Origin of the sequence: Pantoea sp. ACRSB, from assembly GCF_022346905.1 — a bacterium.
Classification (GTDB): domain Bacteria; phylum Pseudomonadota; class Gammaproteobacteria; order Enterobacterales; family Enterobacteriaceae; genus Pantoea; species Pantoea piersonii.
This window is the reverse complement of the sequence record NZ_JAKRNL010000006.1, coordinates 17,364-39,481: the sequence shown is the minus strand read 5'-3', so window position 1 is coordinate 39,481 and position 22,118 is coordinate 17,364. Positions and strand designations below refer to the sequence as shown.

General features: G+C 58.8%; 20 protein-coding genes, 1 pseudogene and 1 riboswitch. Of the genes and pseudogenes, 10 read left to right on the top strand and 11 right to left on the bottom strand.

Annotated features, from left to right (window positions below):
* The first annotated feature begins 10 nt into the window (after window positions 1-10).
* Entirely contained in the window at window positions 11-616 is a 606-nt protein-coding gene (locus tag MHZ89_RS17045; RefSeq protein WP_311783993.1) for a dienelactone hydrolase family protein, read from the top strand.
* Here the strand turns inward: MHZ89_RS17045 and MHZ89_RS17040 are convergent.
* Together MHZ89_RS17040 and crcB are read right to left on the bottom strand one after the other, a co-directional pair.
* A complete protein-coding gene (locus MHZ89_RS17040) occupies window positions 613-1,416 on the bottom strand; it encodes a sugar phosphate isomerase/epimerase family protein (protein WP_311783992.1) in 804 nt (267 codons plus the stop codon). The genes MHZ89_RS17045 and MHZ89_RS17040 overlap by 4 nt on opposite strands.
* A 76-nt stretch (window positions 1,417-1,492) precedes the next feature.
* On the bottom strand, window positions 1,493-1,870 hold the full coding sequence (gene crcB / locus MHZ89_RS17035) for a fluoride efflux transporter CrcB (RefSeq protein ID WP_126689855.1): 378 nt from the start codon (window positions 1,868-1,870) through the stop codon (window positions 1,493-1,495).
* An 89-nt stretch (window positions 1,871-1,959) separates the two neighbouring features.
* Window positions 1,960-2,036: riboswitch (Fluoride riboswitch) on the bottom strand.
* A 381-nt stretch (window positions 2,037-2,417) separates the two neighbouring features.
* On the opposite strand from crcB, the gene MHZ89_RS17030 reads away from it, so the two are divergent.
* Window positions 2,418-3,344 (top strand): nucleoside hydrolase, encoded by a 927-nt coding sequence (locus MHZ89_RS17030; protein WP_311783991.1) that lies wholly within the window; start codon window positions 2,418-2,420, stop codon window positions 3,342-3,344.
* On the opposite strand, the gene MHZ89_RS17025 is transcribed toward MHZ89_RS17030, so the two are convergent.
* A complete protein-coding gene (locus MHZ89_RS17025; RefSeq protein ID WP_311783990.1) occupies window positions 3,325-4,353 on the bottom strand; it encodes a zinc-binding alcohol dehydrogenase family protein in 1,029 nt (342 codons plus the stop codon). The genes MHZ89_RS17030 and MHZ89_RS17025 overlap by 20 nt on opposite strands.
* Before the next feature lie 137 nt (window positions 4,354-4,490).
* Here MHZ89_RS17025 and MHZ89_RS17020 point away from each other — a divergent pair, with 137 nt between their 5' ends.
* Together MHZ89_RS17020 and MHZ89_RS17015 are read left to right on the top strand one after the other, a co-directional pair.
* Window positions 4,491-5,393 (top strand): GntR family transcriptional regulator, encoded by a 903-nt coding sequence (locus MHZ89_RS17020; RefSeq protein WP_120457064.1) that lies wholly within the window; start codon window positions 4,491-4,493, stop codon window positions 5,391-5,393.
* A gap of 167 nt (window positions 5,394-5,560) precedes the next feature.
* Window positions 5,561-6,904, top strand: coding sequence for an MFS transporter (locus MHZ89_RS17015; protein WP_311783989.1), 1,344 nt, complete (start codon window positions 5,561-5,563; stop codon window positions 6,902-6,904).
* A gap of 24 nt (window positions 6,905-6,928) precedes the next feature.
* Here MHZ89_RS17015 and MHZ89_RS17010 read toward each other — a convergent pair whose 3' ends face one another.
* The 5 genes from MHZ89_RS17010 to mntP form a co-directional block, all read right to left on the bottom strand.
* The gene (locus tag MHZ89_RS17010) at window positions 6,929-8,320 is read right to left on the bottom strand and encodes a hypothetical protein (RefSeq protein ID WP_311783988.1); all 1,392 of its coding nucleotides are present in this window, start codon (window positions 8,318-8,320) and stop codon (window positions 6,929-6,931) included.
* The gene (locus MHZ89_RS17005; protein WP_311783987.1) at window positions 8,313-9,233 is read right to left on the bottom strand and encodes an alpha/beta hydrolase; all 921 of its coding nucleotides are present in this window, start codon (window positions 9,231-9,233) and stop codon (window positions 8,313-8,315) included. The genes MHZ89_RS17010 and MHZ89_RS17005 overlap by 8 nt, the downstream gene beginning before the upstream one ends.
* A gap of 135 nt (window positions 9,234-9,368) precedes the next feature.
* Window positions 9,369-10,205, bottom strand: a complete 837-nt coding sequence (locus tag MHZ89_RS17000; protein ID WP_311783986.1) for a fumarylacetoacetate hydrolase family protein — start codon at window positions 10,203-10,205, stop codon at window positions 9,369-9,371.
* Between the two features lie 196 nt (window positions 10,206-10,401).
* Window positions 10,402-10,479, bottom strand: a complete 78-nt coding sequence (azuC, locus tag MHZ89_RS22705) for a stress response protein AzuC (protein WP_120457375.1) — start codon at window positions 10,477-10,479, stop codon at window positions 10,402-10,404.
* A 119-nt stretch (window positions 10,480-10,598) separates the two neighbouring features.
* On the bottom strand, window positions 10,599-11,174 hold the full coding sequence (gene mntP / locus MHZ89_RS16995; RefSeq protein ID WP_311783985.1) for a manganese efflux pump MntP: 576 nt from the start codon (window positions 11,172-11,174) through the stop codon (window positions 10,599-10,601).
* Window positions 11,175-11,476: 302 nt separating this feature from the next.
* Here mntP and MHZ89_RS16990 point away from each other — a divergent pair, with 302 nt between their 5' ends.
* The 3 genes from MHZ89_RS16990 (at window position 11,477) to MHZ89_RS16980 (ending at window position 16,501) form a co-directional block, all read left to right on the top strand.
* Window positions 11,477-11,719: a DUF1158 domain-containing protein gene (locus MHZ89_RS16990; protein WP_311783984.1), complete on the top strand. Its 243-nt coding sequence runs from the start codon at window positions 11,477-11,479 to the stop codon at window positions 11,717-11,719.
* A gap of 515 nt (window positions 11,720-12,234) precedes the next feature.
* Window positions 12,235-13,848, top strand: a complete 1,614-nt coding sequence (mqo, locus tag MHZ89_RS16985) for a malate dehydrogenase (quinone) (RefSeq protein WP_311783983.1) — start codon at window positions 12,235-12,237, stop codon at window positions 13,846-13,848.
* A 268-nt stretch (window positions 13,849-14,116) separates the two neighbouring features.
* A complete protein-coding gene (locus MHZ89_RS16980) occupies window positions 14,117-16,501 on the top strand; it encodes a phosphoketolase family protein (RefSeq protein ID WP_311783982.1) in 2,385 nt (794 codons plus the stop codon).
* Here the strand turns inward: MHZ89_RS16980 and MHZ89_RS16975 are convergent.
* Window positions 16,498-17,079, bottom strand: a complete 582-nt coding sequence (locus MHZ89_RS16975) for a LysE family translocator (protein ID WP_311783981.1) — start codon at window positions 17,077-17,079, stop codon at window positions 16,498-16,500. The two genes, MHZ89_RS16980 and MHZ89_RS16975, sit on opposite strands and share 4 nt — an antisense overlap.
* Window positions 17,080-17,214: 135 nt before the next feature.
* Here MHZ89_RS16975 and MHZ89_RS16970 point away from each other — a divergent pair, with 135 nt between their 5' ends.
* Window positions 17,215-18,702, top strand: coding sequence for a PLP-dependent aminotransferase family protein (locus MHZ89_RS16970; RefSeq protein ID WP_311783980.1), 1,488 nt, complete (start codon window positions 17,215-17,217; stop codon window positions 18,700-18,702).
* On the opposite strand, the pseudogene MHZ89_RS16965 reads toward MHZ89_RS16970, so the two are convergent.
* Window positions 18,669-19,292: pseudogene (locus MHZ89_RS16965) on the bottom strand (glutathione S-transferase family protein). The gene MHZ89_RS16970 and the pseudogene MHZ89_RS16965 sit on opposite strands and share 34 nt — an antisense overlap.
* Before the next feature lie 98 nt (window positions 19,293-19,390).
* On the opposite strand from MHZ89_RS16965, the gene MHZ89_RS16960 reads away from it, so the two are divergent.
* Entirely contained in the window at window positions 19,391-20,239 is an 849-nt protein-coding gene (locus MHZ89_RS16960; RefSeq protein WP_311783979.1) for a PhzF family phenazine biosynthesis protein, read from the top strand.
* Window positions 20,240-20,314: 75 nt separating this feature from the next.
* Here the strand turns inward: MHZ89_RS16960 and MHZ89_RS16955 are convergent, their stop codons facing one another.
* Window positions 20,315-21,073, bottom strand: a complete 759-nt coding sequence (locus tag MHZ89_RS16955) for an SDR family oxidoreductase (protein ID WP_311783978.1) — start codon at window positions 21,071-21,073, stop codon at window positions 20,315-20,317.
* A gap of 115 nt (window positions 21,074-21,188) precedes the next feature.
* Between MHZ89_RS16955 and MHZ89_RS16950 the strand changes: the two genes are divergently transcribed.
* Window positions 21,189-22,088, top strand: coding sequence for a LysR family transcriptional regulator (locus MHZ89_RS16950; protein WP_311783977.1), 900 nt, complete (start codon window positions 21,189-21,191; stop codon window positions 22,086-22,088).
* The last annotated feature ends 30 nt before the right edge of the window (window positions 22,089-22,118 follow it).

Below are 22,118 nucleotides of genomic sequence, written 5' to 3'. Positions count from 1 at the left end.
GGAGAAGCGGATGGCGAAAGCGTTAGTGATTTTTCTGCATGGCGTCGGCAGCAACGGCGAGGATTTAGCGTCGCTGGGGCATCACTGGGCGCCGCTGTTGCCGGACGTCATCTTCGCAGCGCCTGATGCGCCCTTTCCCTTCCCGCATGGCGCAGGCTTTGAGTGGTTCAGCCTTGACGGGGTGACGCCAGAGAATCGTCCGGCGCGCGTTCGCGCCGCCCGCGCAGCCTTTGACGCAACGCTGGAGGCGATTCTCGCCCGGCATGCGCTGCGCGACGCCTGGGAAAAGGTGGTGCTGGTCGGATTTTCGCAGGGATCGATTATGGCGCTCGACGCGCTGGCATCAGGCCGCTTCCCGCTGGCGGGCGTGGTCGCTTTTTCCGGTCGACTGGCATTTGATGAGCCGCTGTCGCCTTCAGAACAGACGCCTGCGCTGCTGATCCACGGTCACGCCGATGCGGTAGTGCCGTGGCGCGAGAGCGAATCAGCCGCGCAGCGTCTGAAAGCCGCTGGCGTGCCCCTTGAGCTTCAGCTTGAACCCAGAACGGAGCACACCATTTCGCCACAGGGGGCGATGCGTGCCGCCGCCTTTATCGCTCAGTGTCTACAGGATTAAGGCCAGAAACGCCTTAACGCCGCATACGCCTGCTGCGCTGCCTCATGCGGCGGCAGGCGTTTCAGATCGTCATTGAACACCTCAATTCCCACCGGCCCCTGATAGCCTGCGCTTTTCAGCTTATCGACGAAGCTACCGATATCAATGATGCCAGCGCCAGGCAGCTGGCGTTGATGCTTAGCGAGTTTCATGATCGCCTGCTTATCCTGCGGCGGCGGCTGAACTGCCATATCGCACAGCTGCACCTCATAAATCCGTTCGGCGGGAATGCCATCGAGATGCGAAGCGTCGCCGCCCAGCGCGCAGATATGGAAAAGATCCACCACCAGCCCGATATTAGGCTGATCCAGCCGACGCAGGCGCTCCCACGCCTGCGGCAGCGTATTATCGACGCTGCACCACGCCATCGGCTCATACATGATGCGCATATCGAAGCGCGCCGCTTCCGAGGCCATCCAGCGCAGATCTTCGTCGATTTGTTCGGCAATACAGTCATCGCGGGTGGTGGCGGGCGCCTGGATGGTGTCGCAGCCCAGCGCTTTCGCCATGTCGATAAACTGGCGCAGCTCGTCCCGTTTTTGCAGGCGTAGCTCGCCGGGCGCACCGGTGAAGTCGCGCAGCACCTGCAGGTTGGTAAAACCCAGGCCCTGCTGCGCCAGACGCGCAGCGCCGCCCTGACAGGCCTCGACATCTTCACGCCAGATTTCGACCTGATCGAATCCCGCGTCGCGCGCGGCCTGTAGTTTCTGTTCAGGTTCACCGCTTAACAGCACCAGGTTAAGGAATGCAGGTTGAGTCATGAACGTCCTCCTTAATCGTCCGGAATAATCGGTTGCGACAGACGCGGAATGCCTCTGTGGCCGGTATTTGCGTTGCTTAGCCGAGCGCATTCACCAGCGCAAAGCCGGCAAAGGTCATCAGCAGCGATCCGGTGACGTGCACCAGCACGCTCGCCATCGCCCACAAATACTTTCCTGATTGTAGCAACATGAGAATTTCTGCCGAAAAAGTAGAGAAAGTCGTCAGGCCGCCGCATAAGCCGGTGACGATAAGCAGCTTCCAGGCGGGGTCGAGGTGGGGATATTTGATAAACCAGGCCAGCGCCGCGCCGATAATAAATCCGCCAGCCAGATTAACCAGCAGCGTACCCGGCGGCAGGCTGGGAAACAGCGCATTAAAGCGCAGCGAGATTAGCCAGCGCAGCGTACAGCCTGCAGCGCCGCCCAGCATAACGGCGAACAACGACTTCAACATGATTTGCTCCTGTAGTCGGCAATCGCGCAGGGTCGTGGCGGAGAGAGAAACAGCCTGACACACCAGTAACGCCTGCGAGAGGATTAGGGTTAATGTCAGGCGTCATCAGCCGCTGGGATCGCCAGCAGGCGGTTGGGAAAGGTGGAACGCCATCACCTTAAGGCGTTGATAATACGACGATGCACCAGGAGAGACAAGCGGGTCAGGTGAGCAGCAGACGACGAAAAAGCAGATTCTGAATGCTTTGCCGCGACGAGAGCAGCAGATGAACGAAGACATTCGGCAGCGCCAGCGAGTAGAGGATACGATAGCCTTCGCTGGTATAACATTCGCGATAGCGGCTGATGCCTGAGGCCAGCAGTTCGCTACAGATCGGACAGCCTTCCGGACAGGGCGCTACGCGTTGTTCGAACTCATCCAGCGCGCGTCGAATCAGGGCCGTCGGTTCATTACCTACACTTCTGATGGACCAGATTTAGACTCTAAAAAACCATGAGCAACTGTTTTGTTGCTTTTTCAGGCAATATCCCGCTCCGCAGGAGAATTCATGCGTACTCTGATTTTCGATACCGACATCGGCGTAGACGACGCCTTTGCGCTGGCTTACGCAGCGCGGACGCAGCGGCTGCTGGGCATCACTACGGTGTTTGGCAACGTGGCGGTGGGTCAGGCGGTAAAGAACGCCCGCCTGTTTTGTGAAAAGATGCAGATTGACGCGCCGATCTATCGCGGTTGCGCCCGCCCGCTGGCGCTGGCGCCCAGCGAACCGGCGAAACTGCATGGTGAAGATGGCTTAGGCGATGCGTTTGATAACGCGTACAGCGACATGGCGCCAGGCGCGGTGCAGTTTATTATCGACAGCGTGCGCGCACAGCCGCATGAAATTACGCTGGTAGCTATCGGCCCGCTGACCAATATTGCCAGCGCCATCAATCAGGCACCCGACATCATTCCGCTGGTGAAAGAGCTGGTGATAATGGGCGGCGCGTTCGGTACCGACGGCCATAGCGGCAACGTCACGCCCTTCGCCGAATTTAATATCTGGAAAGATCCGCACGCTGCCGACCAGGTGCTCAGCTCGGCGCTGAAGGTGGTGGTCATGCCGCTCGACGTAACGCATAAGGTGTTGATCAGCGGTCAGGAGGTGCGGCAGCTTAACCAGCCGGTACTCAACGCCATTGTGCGGCCCTATCTTGCCTATAGTCTGCAAAAAGAGGGCTTCGACGGCATGGCATTGCACGACACGCTGGCGATCGCCTGGCTCTGCCAGCCGGAGGCGTTTCAGCTGGCGGAAGGCCCGCTGCGCGTCATTACCGAAGGCATCGCGCGCGGCCAGACGGTACGCAAGCTCAGCGCGCTGGCGTCACGGGAAGATCCGTTTCGCAATGTGCCCGCCCAGCGCGTGGCGCTGGGGGTTAATGCCGCGCAGGTGCGCGACCATTTCCTGCGCACGCTTAGCGGTCGAAGTGAATAACGCCTTTAATCAGCTCACGGTTGTTGATCACCTGTGGCTCGAAGCTTTCCGCCAGCGTCGAGAAGGCGAAATGGGCATTGAGCATCATCTCGGCGCGCAGCTTGCCGCTCGCCATTAAATCGCGCACGCGGTCGAAATCTTCGCGCGTCGCATTGCGGCTGCCCATCAGGGTAGCCTCTTTTTTATGGAACTCGCTGTCTGGAATAACCAGATCGCCTTTGTGCAGACCGACATAGACCACGGTGCCGCCGTGGCGCATCAGATTGACCGCGTTGTTCATCGCTGCCGGGCTGCCGGTCGCGTCGATCACCTTCAGCGCCAGCCTGCCGTTGAACTGCGCGCGCAGCGCGTCGTAAAAATCTTCGCGCGCGGGATCGAGCGCCGCCAGACCCAGCTCTTTCGCGACATGCGCGCGGCGGAATTCGCTGGTGTCCGCGACCGCCACGCTGGCGCCTGACGCCGCCGCAATCGCCGCCACGCCCAGACCGATCGGCCCTGCGCCCACCACCAGCACATGTTCGCCTGCCGTGATTTGCGCCCGGCGCACCGCATGCGCGCTGATAGCGAACGGCTCAATTAGCGCAGCGGCTTCCGGCGCGACCTCTTCTGCCAGCAAGAGATTGCTGGCGGGAACCGCCAGGAACTCACAAAAGCCGCCATCCTGATGCACGCCGATCACTGAAATTTTTTCGCAGCAGTTGGTTTTCCCACTCTGGCAGGCGTCGCAGCGCAAACAGGAGATATAGGGGATCAGCGCCACGCGCTGGCCAGGCTCAACGCCCTGCGCCCCTTCGCCCAGCGCGACCACTTCGCCGCACAGCTCATGTCCCAGCACGCGCGGATAGCTGAAGAAAGGCTGATTACCCGCCCAGGCGTGGATATCGGTGCCGCAAATACCGGCGGTGATGATTTTAATCAGCGCTTCGCCCGCCGCAGGCGCAGGTTGCTCACGCGTGGTCCAGACCATTTTCTTCGGTTCAGCGATGACCAGGCTTTTCATTGTCGTCATGGGAATTCTCCTGTTGTCCTGCCGCCTTTATGACGAATTGATCACAGACTGGCCGTTTTGCCCGCGCGATCTGTGAGGCGTGACGTTTTTTTTGGGATTTGAATGGTTTTTAATGAATAAAAACCCGGAGAGCATCCGTGAGCCGAAACCTGAATCTGCGCCAGAACGTTATCAACCAGATGCTGGAAGGGATCGCCCAGCACCATATTCGTTCGCCGCTGCCGGCGCAGGCGGCGCTGGCAGAGATGTTCAATATTAGCCGCACCACGGTGCGCCATACGCTGCACTATCTGGAGCAGCGCGGCGTGCTGGAGAAGGTCGCGGGTACTTACGTAATTGTGCGTCAGCCGCAGGACGAGGATGGATTCAGCGAGTTGTCCTCGCCGATCGAGCAGCAGGCAAGCCAGTTTGAACAGGCGTTTTTCGAGATGATTAACCTGCGCCAGCTCGCGCCCGGCGACGCCTTTAGCGAACTACAGCTGGCGCAGCGGGTTAAGGTCAGTCCGGTGGTGGTGCGCGAGTTTCTGCTGCGTTTTATGCGTTACGATCTGCTGGAGCCGGTAAAGCGCGGCCGCTGGCGCATGAAGAAATTTACGCTCGACTACGCCGACAAGCTGTTTGAGCTGCGCGAAATGCTGGAAACCCATGCGCTGACGCGTTTTCTGAACCTGCCGTCGCAGGATGAGCGCTGGATTCAGGCGCGCGATCTGCTGGATCGCCACCGCGCGCTGCGCGATACCATCGCCAGCGATTACCGCCAGTTCGCCGCGCTGGATAAAGAGCTGCATTCGCTGATCCTCTCCGCCGCCAACAACCCCTTTTTCAACCACTCGCTGGAGATCATCTCCGTTATTTTTCATTCGCACTATCAGTGGGATGAGCGCGATCTCAAGCAGCGCAATATCGTGGCGCTGGAGGAGCATATGGCCTTGCTCTCCGCGCTTATCAGCCGCCAGGATGTCGATGCGCTGCTGGCATTGCATAACCATCTCGCCACGTCGCGCTCGTCAATGGCGCGCTCTATTCGCCAGTACAATTAAAAACCGATTAAAAACCACAAAGCATTAGCTTCCGCACGAATCAGAAACAACTTCGCAACATCATGGCTGCATTGCTTCTAGTCTCGACTGAAACTCATGGCGGGCCGCTGGGCCGCTATGTTCTTTGACATCAGATAACGATAACGACCCCGCTACGGGAGTAAGCCATGGAAAATACCTCAACCCGCGATGCTAAAAACCCGGCTGCCGATGGGCAGGAGTATGTGCCCGCGCGCAGCGATATCGTGCGCTCGCCGCGCATTCGCAAGATTCAGATCACCGCCATGCTGCTGCTGCTGTGCGCAGCCATCATCAACTACCTTGACCGCAGTTCGCTCTCGGTCGCCAACATGACGATCCGCGAGGAGCTGGGTCTGAACGCCACGGAGATCGGCATGCTGCTCTCCGCCTTTTCGCTGGCGTATGGTCTGGCGCAGCTGCCCTGCGGCGCGCTGCTGGATCGTAAAGGCCCGCGCATTATGTTAGGCATCGGGATGTTTTTCTGGTCGCTGTTTCAGGCAGCCGCCGGGCTGGTGCATAACTTTACCCAGTTTATTCTGGTGCGTATCGGTCTCGGCATCGGCGAAGCGCCAATGAACCCATGCGGCGTAAAGGTCATCAACGACTGGTTCAACATTAAAGATCGCGGCATGCCGATGGGCTTCTTTAACGCCGCCTCGATGATTGGGCTGTCAGTGGCGCCGCCGGTTCTGGCCGCGATGATGCTGGCGTTCGGCTGGCGCGGCATGTTTATTACCATTGGCGTGCTCGGCATGTTCCTGGCGATTGGCTGGTACATGCTTTATCGCGACCGCGACAACAATACCCTCAGCGCAGAAGAGATCCATTATCTGCAGGCGGGAAGCGTCGCGTCGCGCAAGGAGCCGCTGAGCTTTGCCGAATGGCGCGGCCTGTTTAAGCAGCGCACCATGTGGGGCATGATGATCGGTTTCAGCGGCATCAACTATACCGCCTGGCTCTATATCGCCTGGCTGCCAGGTTATCTGCAGTCCACTTACCATCTGGATCTGAAAAGCACCGGCCTGCTGGCGGCGATTCCGTTCCTGTTTGGTGCAGCGGGCATGCTGCTCAACGGCTATGCAGTGGATGCGCTGGTGCGTCGCGGCTTTGACGCAGTAAAAACGCGTAAGGTCTGCATTATCTCCGGCATGCTGCTGTCGGCAGCCTTTACCGCCTTCGTGACGCGCGCCACCGACACCACCAGCGCCGTAACGCTGATCGGTATGGCGCTGTTCTGCATCCACTTTGCTGGCACCTCCTGCTGGGGGCTGATCCACGCTAATGTTACGGCGCGCATGACCGCGTCGGTGGGCAGTATCCAGAACTTCGCCAGCTTTGTATTCGCCTCTTTTGCGCCGGTCATCACCGGCTGGGTGCTGGATACCACTAAGTCGTTCAGCCTCGCGCTGATGATCTGCGCAGGTATCGCCGTCGCTGGCGCCCTCGCCTATCTGGTCCTGGTGCGTAAGCCCATTACCGACGGCGCGTAATAACAGAGCCGGGCGTTCGCCCGGCTAGTTCAGCTTATGCAGCGTCACGCCGTGGCGCGCGCCATAGCGCTCAATGCCGGCGATCACCTTCTCTACGCTGAGCGGCGGCGGCGGCGCAAAGAGCGGCGCGCGTTCCCGCAGCGCAGTGTCGAAACGGGCAAAGGTGGCGAAATCGTGTGGGAAACGCTCGGTATCCACGCCGACAAAATCCCCGGCGTGCGTGGCGCGGTCAAGCAGCTGGCGCCAGCGTTCGACAGGCGCGATGCCGATGCTCTCCGTACCATGAGAAAAGAGCATCATATCGATATCGCGATAGCGCGGCTGACGATCCAGAAAACGCGACAGCGTTGCCGCTGATGGCTCGGTGCCGAACACCAGCCAGAAGGGAATGGCATGCTGGCGCATGGTGCACCAGGGGTCCATCAGCAGGAAACTATCGACCGTCAGACGCGTGGCGTGTATCCCCGCCGCCAGATACCAGTCGCGGTAGATTTCCGCCACCACGAAGCTCAACGCTTCAGGATCCTGATAGCGTATCTCCAGCAGTTGCCAGTTCCGGTCAGCCGCCATCCTTTTCAACGGCGCTTTGATATATTCATCCAGCCCCCACTCCGCCTCCGGCACATTGTCGGTTGGCGCAGGCGCATTCCAGCGGCTGCGATCGCTGCCGTAACGCGCCAGAAATCCCTCTACGCGCCCGCCGCCCTGCAGATACTCTTTCTCCGTCGCGCCGCCCAGCGCACCGAACTGAAAGAAAGAGCGATCGCTGGTGCGCGTCACCGGCCACTGGCGCGTGCAGTGGTTGACGAACAGCGTACTTTTATCGGGCAAACTGCGCATCAGGAACTCATTGAACGCCAGCGGCAGCGCGCGCAGCTTCAGACGGAAGTAGCTCATTTGATCGAGCATCAGCCTGTCCTGATTCGGATCCTGCATGTGGTGTACCGCCAGACGCGGCCAGGCGGCCAGCAGCGCCGCCGCCACCGCTTTGCCCTGTTCGAAACCCGCCTGCGCGTCGTCAGGATCGTTATTGAGCGAACGCACCGGACAGAGAAAGGTTTGCGGCAGCCAGGGCACGCCCATCGCGGCGGCAAGATGCGTCAGCGCGCCGTTCGAAGAACCGATAAAAGCCGCAGGATAGTCACGCTCCGGGTATTCGCTTACCATCCACTCGGCAATACCTTCGACGTCAAGATCCCCAGCCTGCGCTTCGCTGATCCCCTCCGCCATGCCGCCAATGGCGTAACCCCACTCTTTCAGCCGGGTCGGCAGACGATTGAGCGAAGGGAGCAGGCGATCCAGCATCGGCGACTGGCTTGGGCTGTCGAAGGGTTTGTCATGCAGGGCGTGGGCCAGCGCCATCAGCATGGCGGCGGCAGAGTCGAAGCGGGCGATGCCCTTCGGTGGTTTACTCATGCTGATTCTCCTGCTGAATGCGCGCCAGGAAGGGACGAATGGCGTGGCAGAAACTCCAGGGATAAACGTAGTGCAGCGTATGGGTGCCGCCGCGCAGCGTCATTATCTCGCCGCGCGACAGCAGCGCGCCCAGCTCTTCTACCCAGCGCGCAGGCGAAACCGAATCACGCGAGCCGCGCAGAAGCAGGGTCGGCGCGTTGACGTAAGCCAGCCGCTGTTCGATACGATCGTGCATCATCATGCGCATGGTTTTCAGCGCGCGCCAGAGTCCGGCTTTGGCATAATCGATGCGCGCCAGCGATGCGGGCGAGCGGTGCCGCTCAAGACGGCCGTTGCGCCAGTCGCGCCAGGCCTGACGCACCAGGCTGCGGGCGTGACGATCTACCGTTGGCCCTTGCAGCACTAACCCTGCCACGGCGTCAGGATGCCTGACCGCCAGCGCGGCGAGGATCTGGCAGCCAAAGGAGTTGCCTATCCAGATAGCGCGCGACAGTTGGTTGTGCTGCAGCCACTCCCACAACGCGTCGGCCTGTTCGTCGACCGACAGCGTCGGCGCCGAAGGCGGCAAAGTGCTGGCGCCGAACCCAGGCAGATCCGGCACCAGTACGCGGTAGTTATTGCCGAGCGCCAGCGCCAGCTCCTCCATCGCGCGGCCCGACATCACCAGCCCGTGTACCAGCACCAGCGGCAGGCCGGGTGCGTCGTTGGGCGTGACGCGGGTAAACATGCGCCACTCGCCGACCTGTTGAAAATAGCCAGCCAGCCCCGCATGGTGGCTACGCGGCGAAACGGGCGGCGTCTGTTTCAAACGCCGCCATTGCTGAACGCCCCATAAGGTTGCCGCTGTGCCCAGCCCTAGCCCGGCCAGCAGCGCGCCGCTTTTCCAGCGCGTCGGTTTTTCCTTCCGCCTCATTACCCACTCCTGAAAATGGTTGTGTCACTTCAGTGTAGGCGGCGAAAGCGTGACCAGCAGGCGAGACGGGGGAAAGTTGTGGTGCGGTACAAAAGAAGAGGCTGCGATCGGAGATAATCGCAGCCAGCAGCGGGATCAGGCGATCACGTTGCGCAAGCGGCCAATCTTTTCGATTTCCACTTCTACCACGTCGCCGCTGAACATAAACAGCGGCGGCGTGCGTTTCTTACCGACGCCGCCCGGCGAGCCGGTGAAAATGACGTCGCCCGGCGAGAGCGGGCTAAAGGCGGAAATATATTCAATGATATTCGCCACCTTGTGCACCATGCTGCCGGTAGTGTCGTTCTGCACTTCGCGACCGTTCAGGAAGGTTTTAATTGCCAGCGCCTGCGGATCGCCGACTGCTTCGGCAGTGGTCATCCACGGCCCGAAACCGCCGGTCTGCGGCCAGTTTTTCCCGGCGGTGAACCAGGTAAACTGCATGTCGCGCACCGTCGCATCCATAAAACAGCTGTAGCCAGCAACATATTCCAGCGCCTGCGCCGCTTTTACCTGATGCGCAGGTTTGCCGATAATCACCGCCAACTCGCCCTCATAATCAAACTCGCTGGTGGTCGCTGGCTTCAGCAGCGGCCGGTCGTGTCCGGTCAGCGAGTCGGCGAAGCGAATAAACAGCGTTGGGGCGTCCAGGGTCTCGGAGAACTCTTTGCGCTTATCGGCATAGTTCATCCCGACGCAGAAGACTTTTCCTGGATTTTCAATTACCGGCAGAAACTGCAGCGCGGAGAAAGCGTAATCAGCCGGCATCTCGCGGAAAGCGGCCAGGTCAGCCATGGAAGAACGTTCAAGAAAGGTTTTCAAATCCGGGCACTGCGCGCCCAGGCGCAATCCGACATCTACCACGCCGTTTTCAAGCACGATGCCGAAACTTTTTCTTGCCTGGTCAGGAAGATAAAAACTGCAAAGCTGCATTACTGCCTCGTTGTTATAGGAAAATTCGCGCGCAGGTTAGCAAAAGATAAGATAAAAATCGTACAAACTTTCGCTCATCCGATCTGTCGGCGGAGCGCAAACCGCATAATACAGAGAAAGCCCAGCGCGGTCTGAAGCGAGATGATAATCACGGACTCTTACCTGACCGCGATAGCAAGGGGTCGCTGGCGGCAGATTAGTACATTGCGCCTGGGGGGACGTATTTGAAGGTTTCAACGTAAGCGCGGAAGACATATTTTACTAAGCGTTTCATAAATCACCTGATTCAAAATTTGTTGAATAAATGCAGTCAAAGTATAGCTTTTGTGCATTTTACAGGCAATAAATTTTGAACCAGATCACAAAAACGACATTAATTTTCTCTGTCTGCCGTTAGGAGAAGAGATTGAGATGCTGAATAAGGATGGTGCAGCCAATCGAAATCAATACCAGCCCGCCGAGCACTTCCGCCCACTTGCCCAGTACAGGACCGACTAAGCCGCCAATCAGCACACCCGTGGTCGCCATGATGGTCGTCGCCATACCGATGGTTAGCGCCGTCGCGATGATATTAACCTGCAAGAAGGCCAGACCGACGCCGACCGCCAGCGCATCGAGACTGGTGGCGACCGCAGTGGTTGCAAGCACCATAAAGCCATGGCGCTGGGGCGCTTCGCACGCCTCAGCCGTCGCCGTCTGCCGGAAACCTTCCATCATCATACGGCCGCCGAGGAACGCCAGCAGAAAGAAGGCGACCCAGTGGTCCCAGGCCATCACATAACGGCTGGCGGCCAGCCCTGCGGCCCAGCCAATTAACGGCGTCAGCGCTTCAATGGCACCAAAAATCAGACCGGTGCGCAGCGCTTCTTTGAATCCGGGACGATGCAACGCCGCGCCTTTGCTTAACGCAGCGGCAAACGCGTCCATCGACATTCCGAAGGCAAGGATCAGGGTTGCGATAAAAGTCATAATGGCTAATGTCAGGGCTAAAAGCGTTCAGAAACCCGCTTTTTACCGCAATAAAGGTTAAGTCGGCTAAAAGAGCGCGCAGTCTAACACGCATCCTGCCGGATAAAAAGACAAGAAAATCATGGGTTTAAGTATAGCAAAGGCTATAACTTTTATCGTTCGCTATCTTTTGCTGCTAAGTTAATGGTACTTAAGCCTTTTCTCAGGCAAAAAACAGCGCTCAGCCCAGCAGCAACCACGGGGATTGAACCCTGGCGAAGATTGCCGGAAAATAGCCGCGCTGATTAATGCGGAACCTGCTGATGAAAAACCCCTTTGAATCCCTGATTATTCCCGGCGGCATTTTGCTGCTTGGCTTTCTTTCTGCTTTGCTGTTGCCCGCGCCGAATTTCGGCCTGACGATGGCTAAAAGCCTGACGCAACGGCTGCACTTGCAGGATATCAACCAGCTTTACACCCTGATTTTTTGCGTATGGTTCCTGCTGCTGGGCACCATCGAGTTTTACGTCATCCGCTTTATTTATCGCCGCTGGTTTCGCGCCTGATCCTTTGACCTGCCCGTGGCGGCTTTTGTGCCGAAGCGGGCAGCCAGTAATCACAAAAATGTAACATTATTTTTACAGAATCGGCTGAAAAAGCCCGCCTCATAAAAAATTCTTTATCGTTCATTTTTTGCTTAAATCATTCAAATCAAAAACTTATAAAATAAGGCGAATTCTTCTCCATTTCCCGTCTTGCACTGTCATTGTGCATTTACGCAACATCATATTCGGTTAACCTGCTGACTTTTCGGTAAAAAATTCCTTATAGCCACCCGCCTGAGATGATTAATTCTTATGCTGAATCATTTCTGCATTTAAAAAATAAACAAATGTTTAATTCAGAGGCGAGAATGTTATATTCAATGGACAAAGCATAACGTGCAGTTAACCTGCATCCCGCTTAAACGAACCTGAGTCTTAACCTTTGAGAAATAGCGCAACGCGCTCCCAAGAAGCGCGGCTATTTCGCCTGCGAACCTGTTGAGCATCAGGTCAACAGAGAGAGGAGATGTCGCCTCATGTGCAAGACAGCTTTAAGCCTTACGCTCGCAATGAGCGCCACTGGCATGGAAAAACCACAGATGTCCGAGCGTAAAGACGTTGATGTGCTGCTGATTGGTGCTGGCGTGATGAGCGCGACCTTAGGCGCTTGGCTACAGGAGCTGGAGCCGTACTGGACCATTGAAATGGTCGAGCGTCTCGATAGCGTAGCGGAAGAGTCCTCCAACGGCTGGAATAACGCCGGTACCGGCCATGCCGCGCTGGCGGAGCTAAACTATACGCCGCAAAAGGCGGATGGCAGCATCGACATCAGCAAAGCGCTGGCGATCAATGAATCCTTCCAGATCTCCCGTCAGTTCCTGGCGTATCAGGTTCAGAAGGGTCGTCTTCATTCGCCTGAACGTTTTATTAACAGCACGCCGCACATGAGCTTTGTCTGGGGCGAAGAGAACGTGGCTTTCCTGCGCAAGCGCTATCAGGCGCTGCAGAAAAGCACGCTGTTCCGCGGCATGGCCTACTCTGAAGATCCGCAGCAGATTGCCGAGTGGATCCCGCTGGTGATGAAAGGACGCGATCGCCGACAGAAAGTGGCGGCGACCTGGACGGAAATGGGCACTGACGTCAACTTCGGCGAAGTGACGCGCCAGCTGATCGCTTCGCTGGAGAAGCACCCTGGCTTCCGCCTGCGTCTGCGTCAGGAAGTGCACGATCTTAAGCGCCTGAGCGACGGCCGCTGGCAGGTCACGCTGCATGCGCTGGCCACCGGCGAGAAACGCGTGTTGACGGCGAAAAACGTCTTTATCGGCGCGGGCGGCGCGGCGCTGCCGCTGCTGCAGAAAAGCGGCATTCCGGAAGTCAGCGGTTATGCCGGTTTCCCGGTAGGCGGCTCCTTCCTCGTCACCGAGAATCCAGACGTGGTACGCCAGCATATGGCGAAGGTATACGGCAAAGCCTCGGTTGGCGCGCCGCCGATGTCGGTGCCGCACGTCGATACGCGCGTGCTGGATGGTAAAAGAGTGCTGCTGTTTGGCCCATTCGCCACCTTCTCGACTAAGTTCCTGAAACAGGGTTCGCTGCTGGATATGTTCGGTTCAATGAACAGCGGCAACCTGCTGCCGATGATGAACGTCGGGCTGAAGAATTTCGATCTGGTGAAATATCTGGTCGATCAGGTGCTGCAGAGCGACGCCGATCGCATGGAGGCGCTGCGCACCTACGTGCCGGATGCGCATCCGGACGACTGGCGTCTGGTTACCGCTGGACAGCGCGTGCAGATCATTAAAAAAGATGCCAAAGAGGGCGGCGTGCTGCGACTCGGCACTGAAGTGGTTACCTCGCAGGATGGCTCTATCTCCGCCCTGCTCGGCGCCTCACCGGGCGCATCGACCGCAGCACCTATTATGCTGGAGCTGATGGCGAAAGCCTGGCCGGAGCAAATGGCCTCGACTGAATGGCAGAACCGCATTCGCGCCGTCGTGCCTTCCTGGGGCCGCAAGCTCAACGGCGACGTGGCGCTGACGGAGAAAGTGCTGGCGGATACCAGCCGCATCCTGAAGCTCGCCTACTCGCCGGTTACGCCTGGCGCGGCGAACGATGAAGGACGCGAAACCGCCCACGTCGTGGGTAAGTAAAGCGTTTTGACGGAAAAGCCTCGCATTAGCGAGGCTTTTTTTTGCGGCGACGGTGCCCAGCCGATCGCTAAGAGCTATCCCTGTCCCGATCTCCTTTTTCATATTCTCTATAGCGCGGGCCGCTTTACTCGTCGGCTAATATTCCTTGCGTTGTTAGCTTCTGCGCGCCCGGCATCCTTGCCCGTCGCCTGGTCGAGTTGTGGATTCTCTATTAGGGTTAATGAAACGCTTTTACCTTTCACCGTTTCGCTAACCAGGAGAATGCCCGATGTCACAATCGACCGCTGCCAGTGAGTTGCAACTGCTGGATCGCTACTGGCGCGCCGCCAACTACCTTTCCGTCGGGCAAATTTACCTGATGGCGAACCCGCTGCTGCGCGAGCCGCTGCAGCCGGAACATATTAAGCCTCGTCTGCTGGGGCACTGGGGCACCACGCCGGGCCTCAATTTTATCTACGCCCACCTGAACCGCATTATTCGCCAGCGCGACCTGAATCTTATCTATATCTGCGGGCCGGGCCACGGCGGGCCGGGTATGGTGGCGAATACCTGGCTGGAAGGCAGCTACAGCGAAATTTATCCGCATATCAGCGACGATGCCGAAGGCATGCAGCGCCTGTTCAAGCAGTTCTCCTTTCCCGGCGGCATTCCGAGCCACGCCGCGCCAGAAACGCCGGGATCGATCAACGAAGGCGGCGAACTGGGTTACTCGCTGTCGCACGCGTTTGGCGCGGCCTTCGATCATCCGGATCTGATCGTGCCCTGCGTGATCGGCGACGGCGAGGCGGAAACAGGCCCGCTGGCGTCAAGCTGGCATGGCATTAAGTTTCTCAATCCCCAGCGCGACGGCGCAGTGCTGCCGATCCTGCATCTCAACGGTTATAAAATCGCTAACCCGACCATTCTGGGTCGCGCCAGCGATGACGATCTGCAACAGCTATTCCGCGGGTATGGCTATGAACCGCTGTTCGTCAGCGGCCATGAACCAGAGAAGATGCATCAACAGATGGCCGACACGCTGGAAAATGCCTTTGATAAAATCGCCGCTTTCCAGCAGGCGGCGCGTACGGGCGGAGAGCAGGACGGCATTCCGCGCTGGCCGATGATTATTCTGCGCAGTCCCAAAGGCTGGACTGGCCCGCAGGAAGTCGACGGGAAAAAAGTAGAGGATTTCTGGCGCGCCCATCAGGTGCCGGTGGCGGCCTGCCGCGAAGATGCGGGGCATCGCCAGATTCTGGAACAGTGGCTGCGTAGCTATCAGCCGGACGATCTGTTCGACGAGCAGGGTCGCCTGAAACCTGAGCTACGCGCGCTGGCACCGCAGGGCGATAAACGCATGGGCGCCTCGCCCTACGCCAACGGCGGATTACTGCGCCGCGAGCTTAATACGCCCGATATTCGCGACTTCGCCTTTGATGTGAAAGAGCCTGGCTCGCAGCTGGCGCAGGCCACCGAGCAGTTTGGCCGCTATCTGGCGGAGATCTTTGCGCGCAATCAGCATAACTTCCGCCTGTTCGGCCCCGATGAAACCGCCTCGAACCGCCTGACGCCGGTCTTCGATGTCACCAGCCGCACCTGGCTGGAGCCGGTTAAACCCTACGACGAGCAGCTGGCGCGCGATGGTCGCGTGATGGAAATCCTTAGCGAACATCAGTGCCAGGGCTGGCTCGAAGGCTATCTGCTGACTGGCCGACACGGCCTGTTTAACTGCTACGAAGCCTTTATCCATATTGTCGATTCGATGTTCAATCAGCATGCCAAATGGCTGAAGGTGACGCGCAAGCTCGGCTGGCGCAAGCCGGTCTCCTCGCTTAACTATCTGCTCTCTTCGCATGTCTGGCGGCAGGATCACAACGGCTACAGCCATCAGGATCCCGGCTTTATCGATCACGTCGCCAATAAAAAGGCGGATATCGTGCGCATCTATCTGCCGCCCGATGCCAATACGCTGCTGTGGGTCGGCGATCACTGCCTGCGCACCTGGGACCGCATCAATGTGATTGTGGCGGGCAAACAGCCCTCGGCGCAGTGGCTGGATATGGAGAGCGCTATTGCGCACTGCGAAGCGGGAATGGGCGAATGGCGCTGGGCAGGCACCACGCCGCAGGGCGAGGAGCCTGATGTGGTCATGGCCTGCGCGGGTGACGTCCCCACGCTGGAGACGCTGGCGGCGGTGGATCTGCTACGCGACTATCTGCCCGACCTGCGAATTCGCGTGGTGAATGTGGTGGATCTGATGGCGCTACAGACCCAGGAGCAGCACCCACACGGCAAAAGCGAAGAGGAATTCGACGCGCTGTTCACCCTCGATAAGCCGGTGATTTTCGCCTTCCATGGCTACCCGACACTGGTGCATCGCCTCGCCTATCAGCGTAAAAACCACCGTAATTTCCACGTGCGCGGCTTCAATGAAGAAGGCACCACCACCACGCCTTTCGATATGACGGTGCTTAACGAGCTGGACCGCTATCATCTGGCGCAGGAGGCGATTCTGCGCGTGCCGGGTCTGGCGGACCGGCATCCGGAGTTGCTGGATGATTTGCAGGAGCGCATCGCCGAACATCATCGCTACGTACGCGAGTATGGCGAAGACGTGCCGGAAGTGCGCAACTGGAAATGGCCGTCGCAGACCGGCTCCGGCGCGCCGGATTAACGCAGCGCGTCCACCAGCATCCATAACGTCGTGGCGACCAGCGACAGCGCCATCACGCTGTTGAAGAGACGACGCTTCCACGGCGTTTGCAGATGCAGGCCCAGCCGGTCGCCCAGCGCCGCCCAGATAAGAATGCAGGGCAGGTTCACCAGCGCGAAGCCGAGTATGACCGGCAGCAGACCACTTTGCGCGCTCCAGAGCAGCGCCACGTTAGTCGCCATCAGCCAGGCTTTAGGATTTACCGCCTGAAAGCTGATGGCGCCTGCGATGGTCATTGGATGCGCCTTTTCCCGCTGCGCCGGGGCGTCCGCGCGCCAGATTTTCCACGACAGCCAGAGCAGATAAGCACAACCTGCCACCGTCAGCGGCACTCTGACGGCGCCCATCCAGCTCAGCAGCCACTCCAGCGCCAGCACCGCCAGCGCGGTTTGCAGCAGGCAGCCAAGCAGGACGCCGGAAATCATCGGCAGCGTGCGCCGCAGGCCGAAATTAACCCCGGAGGTCGCCAGCAGCAGATTGTTCGGGCCGGGCGTAATAGACATAACGGTGACGTAGCTGAAAAAGGAGGGATCGAGCATGTCGGCATTCTCGTTTAAGAAACAGGCCTCTATGCTAGAGCGTGAAAAGGATTGGTAACAGAGACACAAAATCACTATTGTCATGGTTACAGTTTGCAATTTTAACTATTGTACCCATGACTCGTGGAGGCTTTTGTGTCCCTTGCTTTCTCTGACGATCAGCCACTCTACTACCAGCTTGCTGACAGTTTCGCTGAGGCGATCCATCAGGGCACGCTGAAGCCTGGCAAACGCCTGCCCGCAATTCGCCGGGTGGCACAGACTCATCAAATCAGCATCAATACCGTACTGAACGCCTGGCAGCTGCTGGAAGACCGCGGCCTGATCGAGGCGCGTCCCCAGTCCGGCTACTATGTGCGCAGCGTACTGCCCGCCCTGACGCGACCTGTAGCACACCGCGCGCGCATTAAAGATCCGAGCAGCGAAAAGCTCGACCTGATCGATCAGGTGTTCGCCGCGCAGAATCATCCCGATTACGTCAATATTTCGCTGGCCTGCCCGCAGGATAGCGAACTTTATCCCTCGGCGCGTCTGAGCCGCATTACCGCCTCGCTGCTGCGGCGCAACCCCGATTTGATCGGGCGCTATGCGCTTCCACCTGGTAGTGAGCGCTTACGGGAGGAGATAGCGCGTCGTGCGCTGCATGCGGGCGTGTCGCTGACCAGCGAAGAGATCACCCTGACCCACGGCTGTATGGAGGCGCTACAGCTGGCGCTGCGTGCGGTGACCCAGCCGGGCGACTGCGTTGGTCTGGAGTCGCCGACCTACTTCTTTCTTTTTCCGCTGCTGGCGTCGCTGGGGCTGAAGGCGCTGGAGATTCCTACCGATCCACAACACGGGCTTTCGCTCGACGCGCTGGAGATGCTGCTGCAGGAGAAGCGCATTCAGGCGCTAATCGCTATGCCGAGCGCGCAAAATCCGCTGGGCTGCTGCATGTCGCGACAGAATAAACAGCGGCTGGCGAAGTTAGTTAATACTTACAACGTTCCTCTACTGGAAGACGGGCTGTATGACGAACTCCAGCTCGACTGGCCGCTCTCGCCTGCCGTGAAGTCGTTCGACAGCGAAGGCTGGGTGATCTACTGCACCAGCTTTACCAAAACCGTCGCGCCCGACTTTCGTATCGGCTGGATTGCGGCAGGCCGTTTCCATGAGGCGATTGCGCGTCTGAAAGCGGTCTCCTCCATGGCGGAATCCCGGCTGCTGTCGGAAACCCTGGCGGAATTTCTCGCCAACGGCGGTTACGATCACCACCTGCGCACGCTGCGTCGCCGCTATGCCGCCAATATGGATGAGGCGCGCGGCCTGATCGCCCGCCATTTTCCACAGGGCACGCGCGCGACGCTGCCGCGCGGCGGGTTTGTTTTTTGGGTGGAGCTGCCGGAACAGGTTAATACCGTGGCGATGTTTCACCGCCTGCTGCAGGAGCAGATCTGCGTCACGCCTGGCGCGCTCTATTCGCTAAGCGAGCGCTATAACCATGCGTTGCGCCTCTCCTGCTGCTACCCCTTTGACGATCGCTATACCTGGGCGCTGAAGCGCACCGGCGCTGTCGCCTGTGAGCTGGCGGGAGTGGCGCCTGGGATCGATCAGGGTTTGCCGTTACGTCCCCAGACCGTGTAAGGGTGGCGTTCGGTAAGGCGCTCATAGTAGTTACGCACCGCAGGCAGGCTGGGATGATCCAGCGGGGTTTAATACCAGCGGTTTACCGCCAGCCCGACGCCGATATCTGCCAGGGTAAAGTTGCGGCCTGCGACATAGCGCCCGGTTTTCTCCAGCTGCTGGTTGAGAATGCCCATAGTGTGCGCCCACCCTTTGCAGGCCGCCGCCAGCAGGCGCGGATCCTGATGTGCGGGCGAATTGCGCACCAGCGACATAAAAGCGTAGCGCCACGAGGTATTGAGTTCGGTGGACTGCCAGTCCATCCACTGATCGACCGGCGCGCGGGCGCGCGGATTTTGCGGATAGAGCCAGTCGCCTTCATAGGCATTAGCCAGGTAGCGCAGGATGGCGTTTGACTCCCACATGACGAAGTCGTCATCAATAAGTACAGGGATCAGGGCGTTAGGGTTAAGGGCGAGAAATTCCGGTTTACGCAGCGAGTCAGGGTCTGCGCCCCACTCCTCGTGCTCATAGTCGAGATCCAGCTCGTCACAAAGCCAGAGCACTTTACGCACGTTGATTGACGAGTCGCGCCCAAGGATTTTCAGCATAATGGTCTCCTGCGGGGATTGTTAACATATTGATAACCCTGTCAGGCAATAAACGCAAATTTCGGGCGTGGAAATGCCCTGTTGAGAAAGGAGCAGTAATGAACGTCGCCTTTAAGCAAGTAGATGTCTTTACCTCATCAGCCTTTAACGGCAATCCGCTGGCGGTGATTATGGATGCGCAGGGGCTGAGCGACGACCAGCTGCTGGCCATCGCCCGCTGGACCAATTTGTCAGAGACCACCTTTGTACTGCCGCCGCAGCATCCGCAGGCTGACTATCGCGTGCGCATCTTTACCGTTGAAGGGGAGCTGCCATTTGCCGGTCATCCTACGCTGGGAACGGCGCACGCGCTGCTGGAAGCGGGCTGGCCGACGAAAAATCCGGGTGAGATCGTGCAGGAGTGCGGCGTCGGCAACGTGACGGTCAGCATCGCCGCCGACGGGTCGCTGGCGTTTGCCGCGCCAGAGGCGAGCATTACGCCCTTCACCGACGCGTTAATGGGCAATGCGCTGAACTGCGAACTGTTCGATACCACGCAAACGCCCGCCGTTGTCGATATGGGCATTCGCTGGCTGCTGATCCCGATGATTAGCGCCGACGCGGTGCTGGCGATTCAGCCTGCCGTCAGCGATTTGCAGCGCCTTATCGCTCATGCAGGCGTTAGCGGCGTTATGCCGTTCGGCCCGCTGCCGAATGGCGAGAGCGAGCAGTATGAGGTGCGCGGCCTGCTGGTGGAGAACGGCAGCCTGACGGAAGATCCCATTACCGGCAGCGCCAACGCCTGCCTGGCGCGCTATTTTGCCGCCCAGGGGCAGTTGCGGGATTACCGGACGCGCCAGGGTACGGCGATTCAGCGTGAGGGCCGCGTGGCGGTGCGCTACGAGGGCGACACGATTTGGGTCGGCGGAAAAACCGTTACGGTAATTGACGGCACCATCGCGCTGTAGCCTCAACGCTGCGGTTCCGGTGCCGCCACTCGATTGCAAAGGCGCGCGGGGCAACCGCGCGCCTGCAAGCAGTACCTATAGCGCCTGACCGCCCGACGCTTCAATGCGCTGCGCCGTGATCCAGCCGGTTTCGTCGCTGAGGATGGCGCTGATGGCGTCGCCGATATCATCCGGCTGGCCTACGCGCCCCAGCGCGGTAAAGGCCGCGATGGTATCGTTGATTTCCTTGTTATCGCGCACGCGCCCGCCGCCGAAGTCAGTCTCAATGGCGCCCGGCGCCAGGATATTGACGCGAATGCGGCGTTCACCCAGCTCTTTCGCCTGATAACGCGTCAGCACTTCCATCGCGCCCTTCATAGCGGCATAGGTGCCGGAGCCGGGATAGGTGATGCGCGTCAGGCCACTGGAGATATTCAGTATCCGTCCGCCGTCGTTGATCAGCGGCAGCAGCTTCTGGGTCAGAAAATAGGGGCCTTTAAAATGGACGTTAACCAGCGCGTCGAACTCCTCCTCTGTGGTCTCGCTAAATAGCTTATAGTGACCATGTCCGGCATTGTTGACTAAGTAATCAAAGCGCTCCCGCTGCCAGCTGTTTTTCAGCGCCTCTTTGACCTGCGCGACAAAGCCGTCGAACTGGCGGCTGTCGCCGACATCCAGCTTTAGCGCGACTGCGCGGCTGCCGAGCGCCTCGATCTCTTTCACCAGCGCCTCCGCTTCTTCATTATGGCTGCGCCAGGTAAACAGGATATCGACGCCCTTTGCAGCCAGTTTTAACGCTGCATTCTTGCCTAAACCGCGGTTCGCGCCTGTAATCAATGCAATTTTATGAGTCATGTTTCGATCCTGTTGCAAAATTGAACACCAAATCAGGATATTCCCGAATAATTGATCTATAAACGCTTGGGAATACGCAGCACTGTTTCACTTACAACAACAATCGGTGAACAACATGGACAAAATTCACGCAATGCAGGTTTTTGTGCGGGTTGCGGAGATGGGCAGTTTTACCCGCGCGGCGGAGAGCTTAGGCCTGCCGAAAGGTAGCGTGTCGCGCCAGCTACAGGCGCTGGAAAATCAGATGGGGACGCGGCTCCTGCATCGCACCACGCGCCGCGTGCAGCTTACGCAGGACGGGCTGGTCTACTACGACCGCTGCCTCGATTTGCTGTCGATGATCGAGGATATGGACAGCCTGTTCCAGCACGATCCCGCTACGCTGAGCGGCAAGCTGCGCGTCGATATGTCTGTCGCGATGGCAACCGGCTTTATCCTGCCGCGCCTGCCGGAGTTTTTACAGCACTACCCCGGCGTAGAAATCGAGCTCAGCAGCAGCGACCGCATGGTGGATGTTATTCGTGAAGGCTTCGACTGCGTTATACGCGTCGGCGAGTTAAAGGATTCCGGCCTGATTGCGCGGAAAATCGGCACCTATACCTTGATCAACTGCGCCAGCCCTGGCTACCTTTCCCGCTTCGGCATGCCGACGCGGCTGGAGGAGCTGTCGTCGCACGCCATGGTGCACTACACGCAGCAGCTCGGCCAGCCTTCGCCCGGCTTTGAGTATTTCGACGGCAAACAGTGCCATTACGTGCAGACCGGCGGCGTAGTGACGGTCAACAGCACCGAAACCTATCGCGCCGCCTGCCTGGCCGGACTGGGCATTATTCAGGTGCCAGCGATGGGCATCTATCCGCTGCTGGAGTCCGGCCAGCTGGTAGAGGTGCTGCACGCCTTCCCAGCGAAGCCAATGCCGATTTCGCTGCTCTACCCTCACCGGCGCAATGTGGCGCGTCGCGTACGCGTGTTTATGGAATGGCTGAGTCAGGTACTACAGGAGTATGTCACCTGAGCGGCTATAATTGCCTTTTCAAGTTAAGCA

What these genes read in the sequence shown, in the direction of transcription:
- MHZ89_RS17045 (WP_311783993.1), top strand. Translation starts at nt 11, where the DNA reads ATGGCGAAAGCGTTAGTGATTTTTCTGCATGGCGTCGGCAGCAACGGC.
- MHZ89_RS17040 (WP_311783992.1), bottom strand. Translation starts at nt 1,416, where the DNA reads ATGACTCAACCTGCATTCCTTAACCTGGTGCTGTTAAGCGGTGAACCT.
- crcB (WP_126689855.1), bottom strand. Translation starts at nt 1,870, where the DNA reads ATGTTGAAGTCGTTGTTCGCCGTTATGCTGGGCGGCGCTGCAGGCTGT.
- MHZ89_RS17030 (WP_311783991.1), top strand. Translation starts at nt 2,418, where the DNA reads ATGCGTACTCTGATTTTCGATACCGACATCGGCGTAGACGACGCCTTT.
- MHZ89_RS17025 (WP_311783990.1), bottom strand. Translation starts at nt 4,353, where the DNA reads ATGACGACAATGAAAAGCCTGGTCATCGCTGAACCGAAGAAAATGGTC.
- MHZ89_RS17015 (WP_311783989.1), top strand. Translation starts at nt 5,561, where the DNA reads ATGGAAAATACCTCAACCCGCGATGCTAAAAACCCGGCTGCCGATGGG.
- MHZ89_RS17010 (WP_311783988.1), bottom strand. Translation starts at nt 8,320, where the DNA reads ATGAGTAAACCACCGAAGGGCATCGCCCGCTTCGACTCTGCCGCCGCC.
- MHZ89_RS17005 (WP_311783987.1), bottom strand. Translation starts at nt 9,233, where the DNA reads ATGAGGCGGAAGGAAAAACCGACGCGCTGGAAAAGCGGCGCGCTGCTG.
- MHZ89_RS17000 (WP_311783986.1), bottom strand. Translation starts at nt 10,205, where the DNA reads ATGCAGCTTTGCAGTTTTTATCTTCCTGACCAGGCAAGAAAAAGTTTC.
- azuC (WP_120457375.1), bottom strand. Translation starts at nt 10,479, where the DNA reads ATGAAACGCTTAGTAAAATATGTCTTCCGCGCTTACGTTGAAACCTTC.
- mntP (WP_311783985.1), bottom strand. Translation starts at nt 11,174, where the DNA reads ATGACTTTTATCGCAACCCTGATCCTTGCCTTCGGAATGTCGATGGAC.
- MHZ89_RS16990 (WP_311783984.1), top strand. Translation starts at nt 11,477, where the DNA reads ATGAAAAACCCCTTTGAATCCCTGATTATTCCCGGCGGCATTTTGCTG.
- mqo (WP_311783983.1), top strand. Translation starts at nt 12,235, where the DNA reads ATGTGCAAGACAGCTTTAAGCCTTACGCTCGCAATGAGCGCCACTGGC.
- MHZ89_RS16980 (WP_311783982.1), top strand. Translation starts at nt 14,117, where the DNA reads ATGTCACAATCGACCGCTGCCAGTGAGTTGCAACTGCTGGATCGCTAC.
- MHZ89_RS16975 (WP_311783981.1), bottom strand. Translation starts at nt 17,079, where the DNA reads ATGCTCGATCCCTCCTTTTTCAGCTACGTCACCGTTATGTCTATTACG.
- MHZ89_RS16960 (WP_311783979.1), top strand. Translation starts at nt 19,391, where the DNA reads ATGAACGTCGCCTTTAAGCAAGTAGATGTCTTTACCTCATCAGCCTTT.
- MHZ89_RS16955 (WP_311783978.1), bottom strand. Translation starts at nt 21,073, where the DNA reads ATGACTCATAAAATTGCATTGATTACAGGCGCGAACCGCGGTTTAGGC.
- MHZ89_RS16950 (WP_311783977.1), top strand. Translation starts at nt 21,189, where the DNA reads ATGGACAAAATTCACGCAATGCAGGTTTTTGTGCGGGTTGCGGAGATG.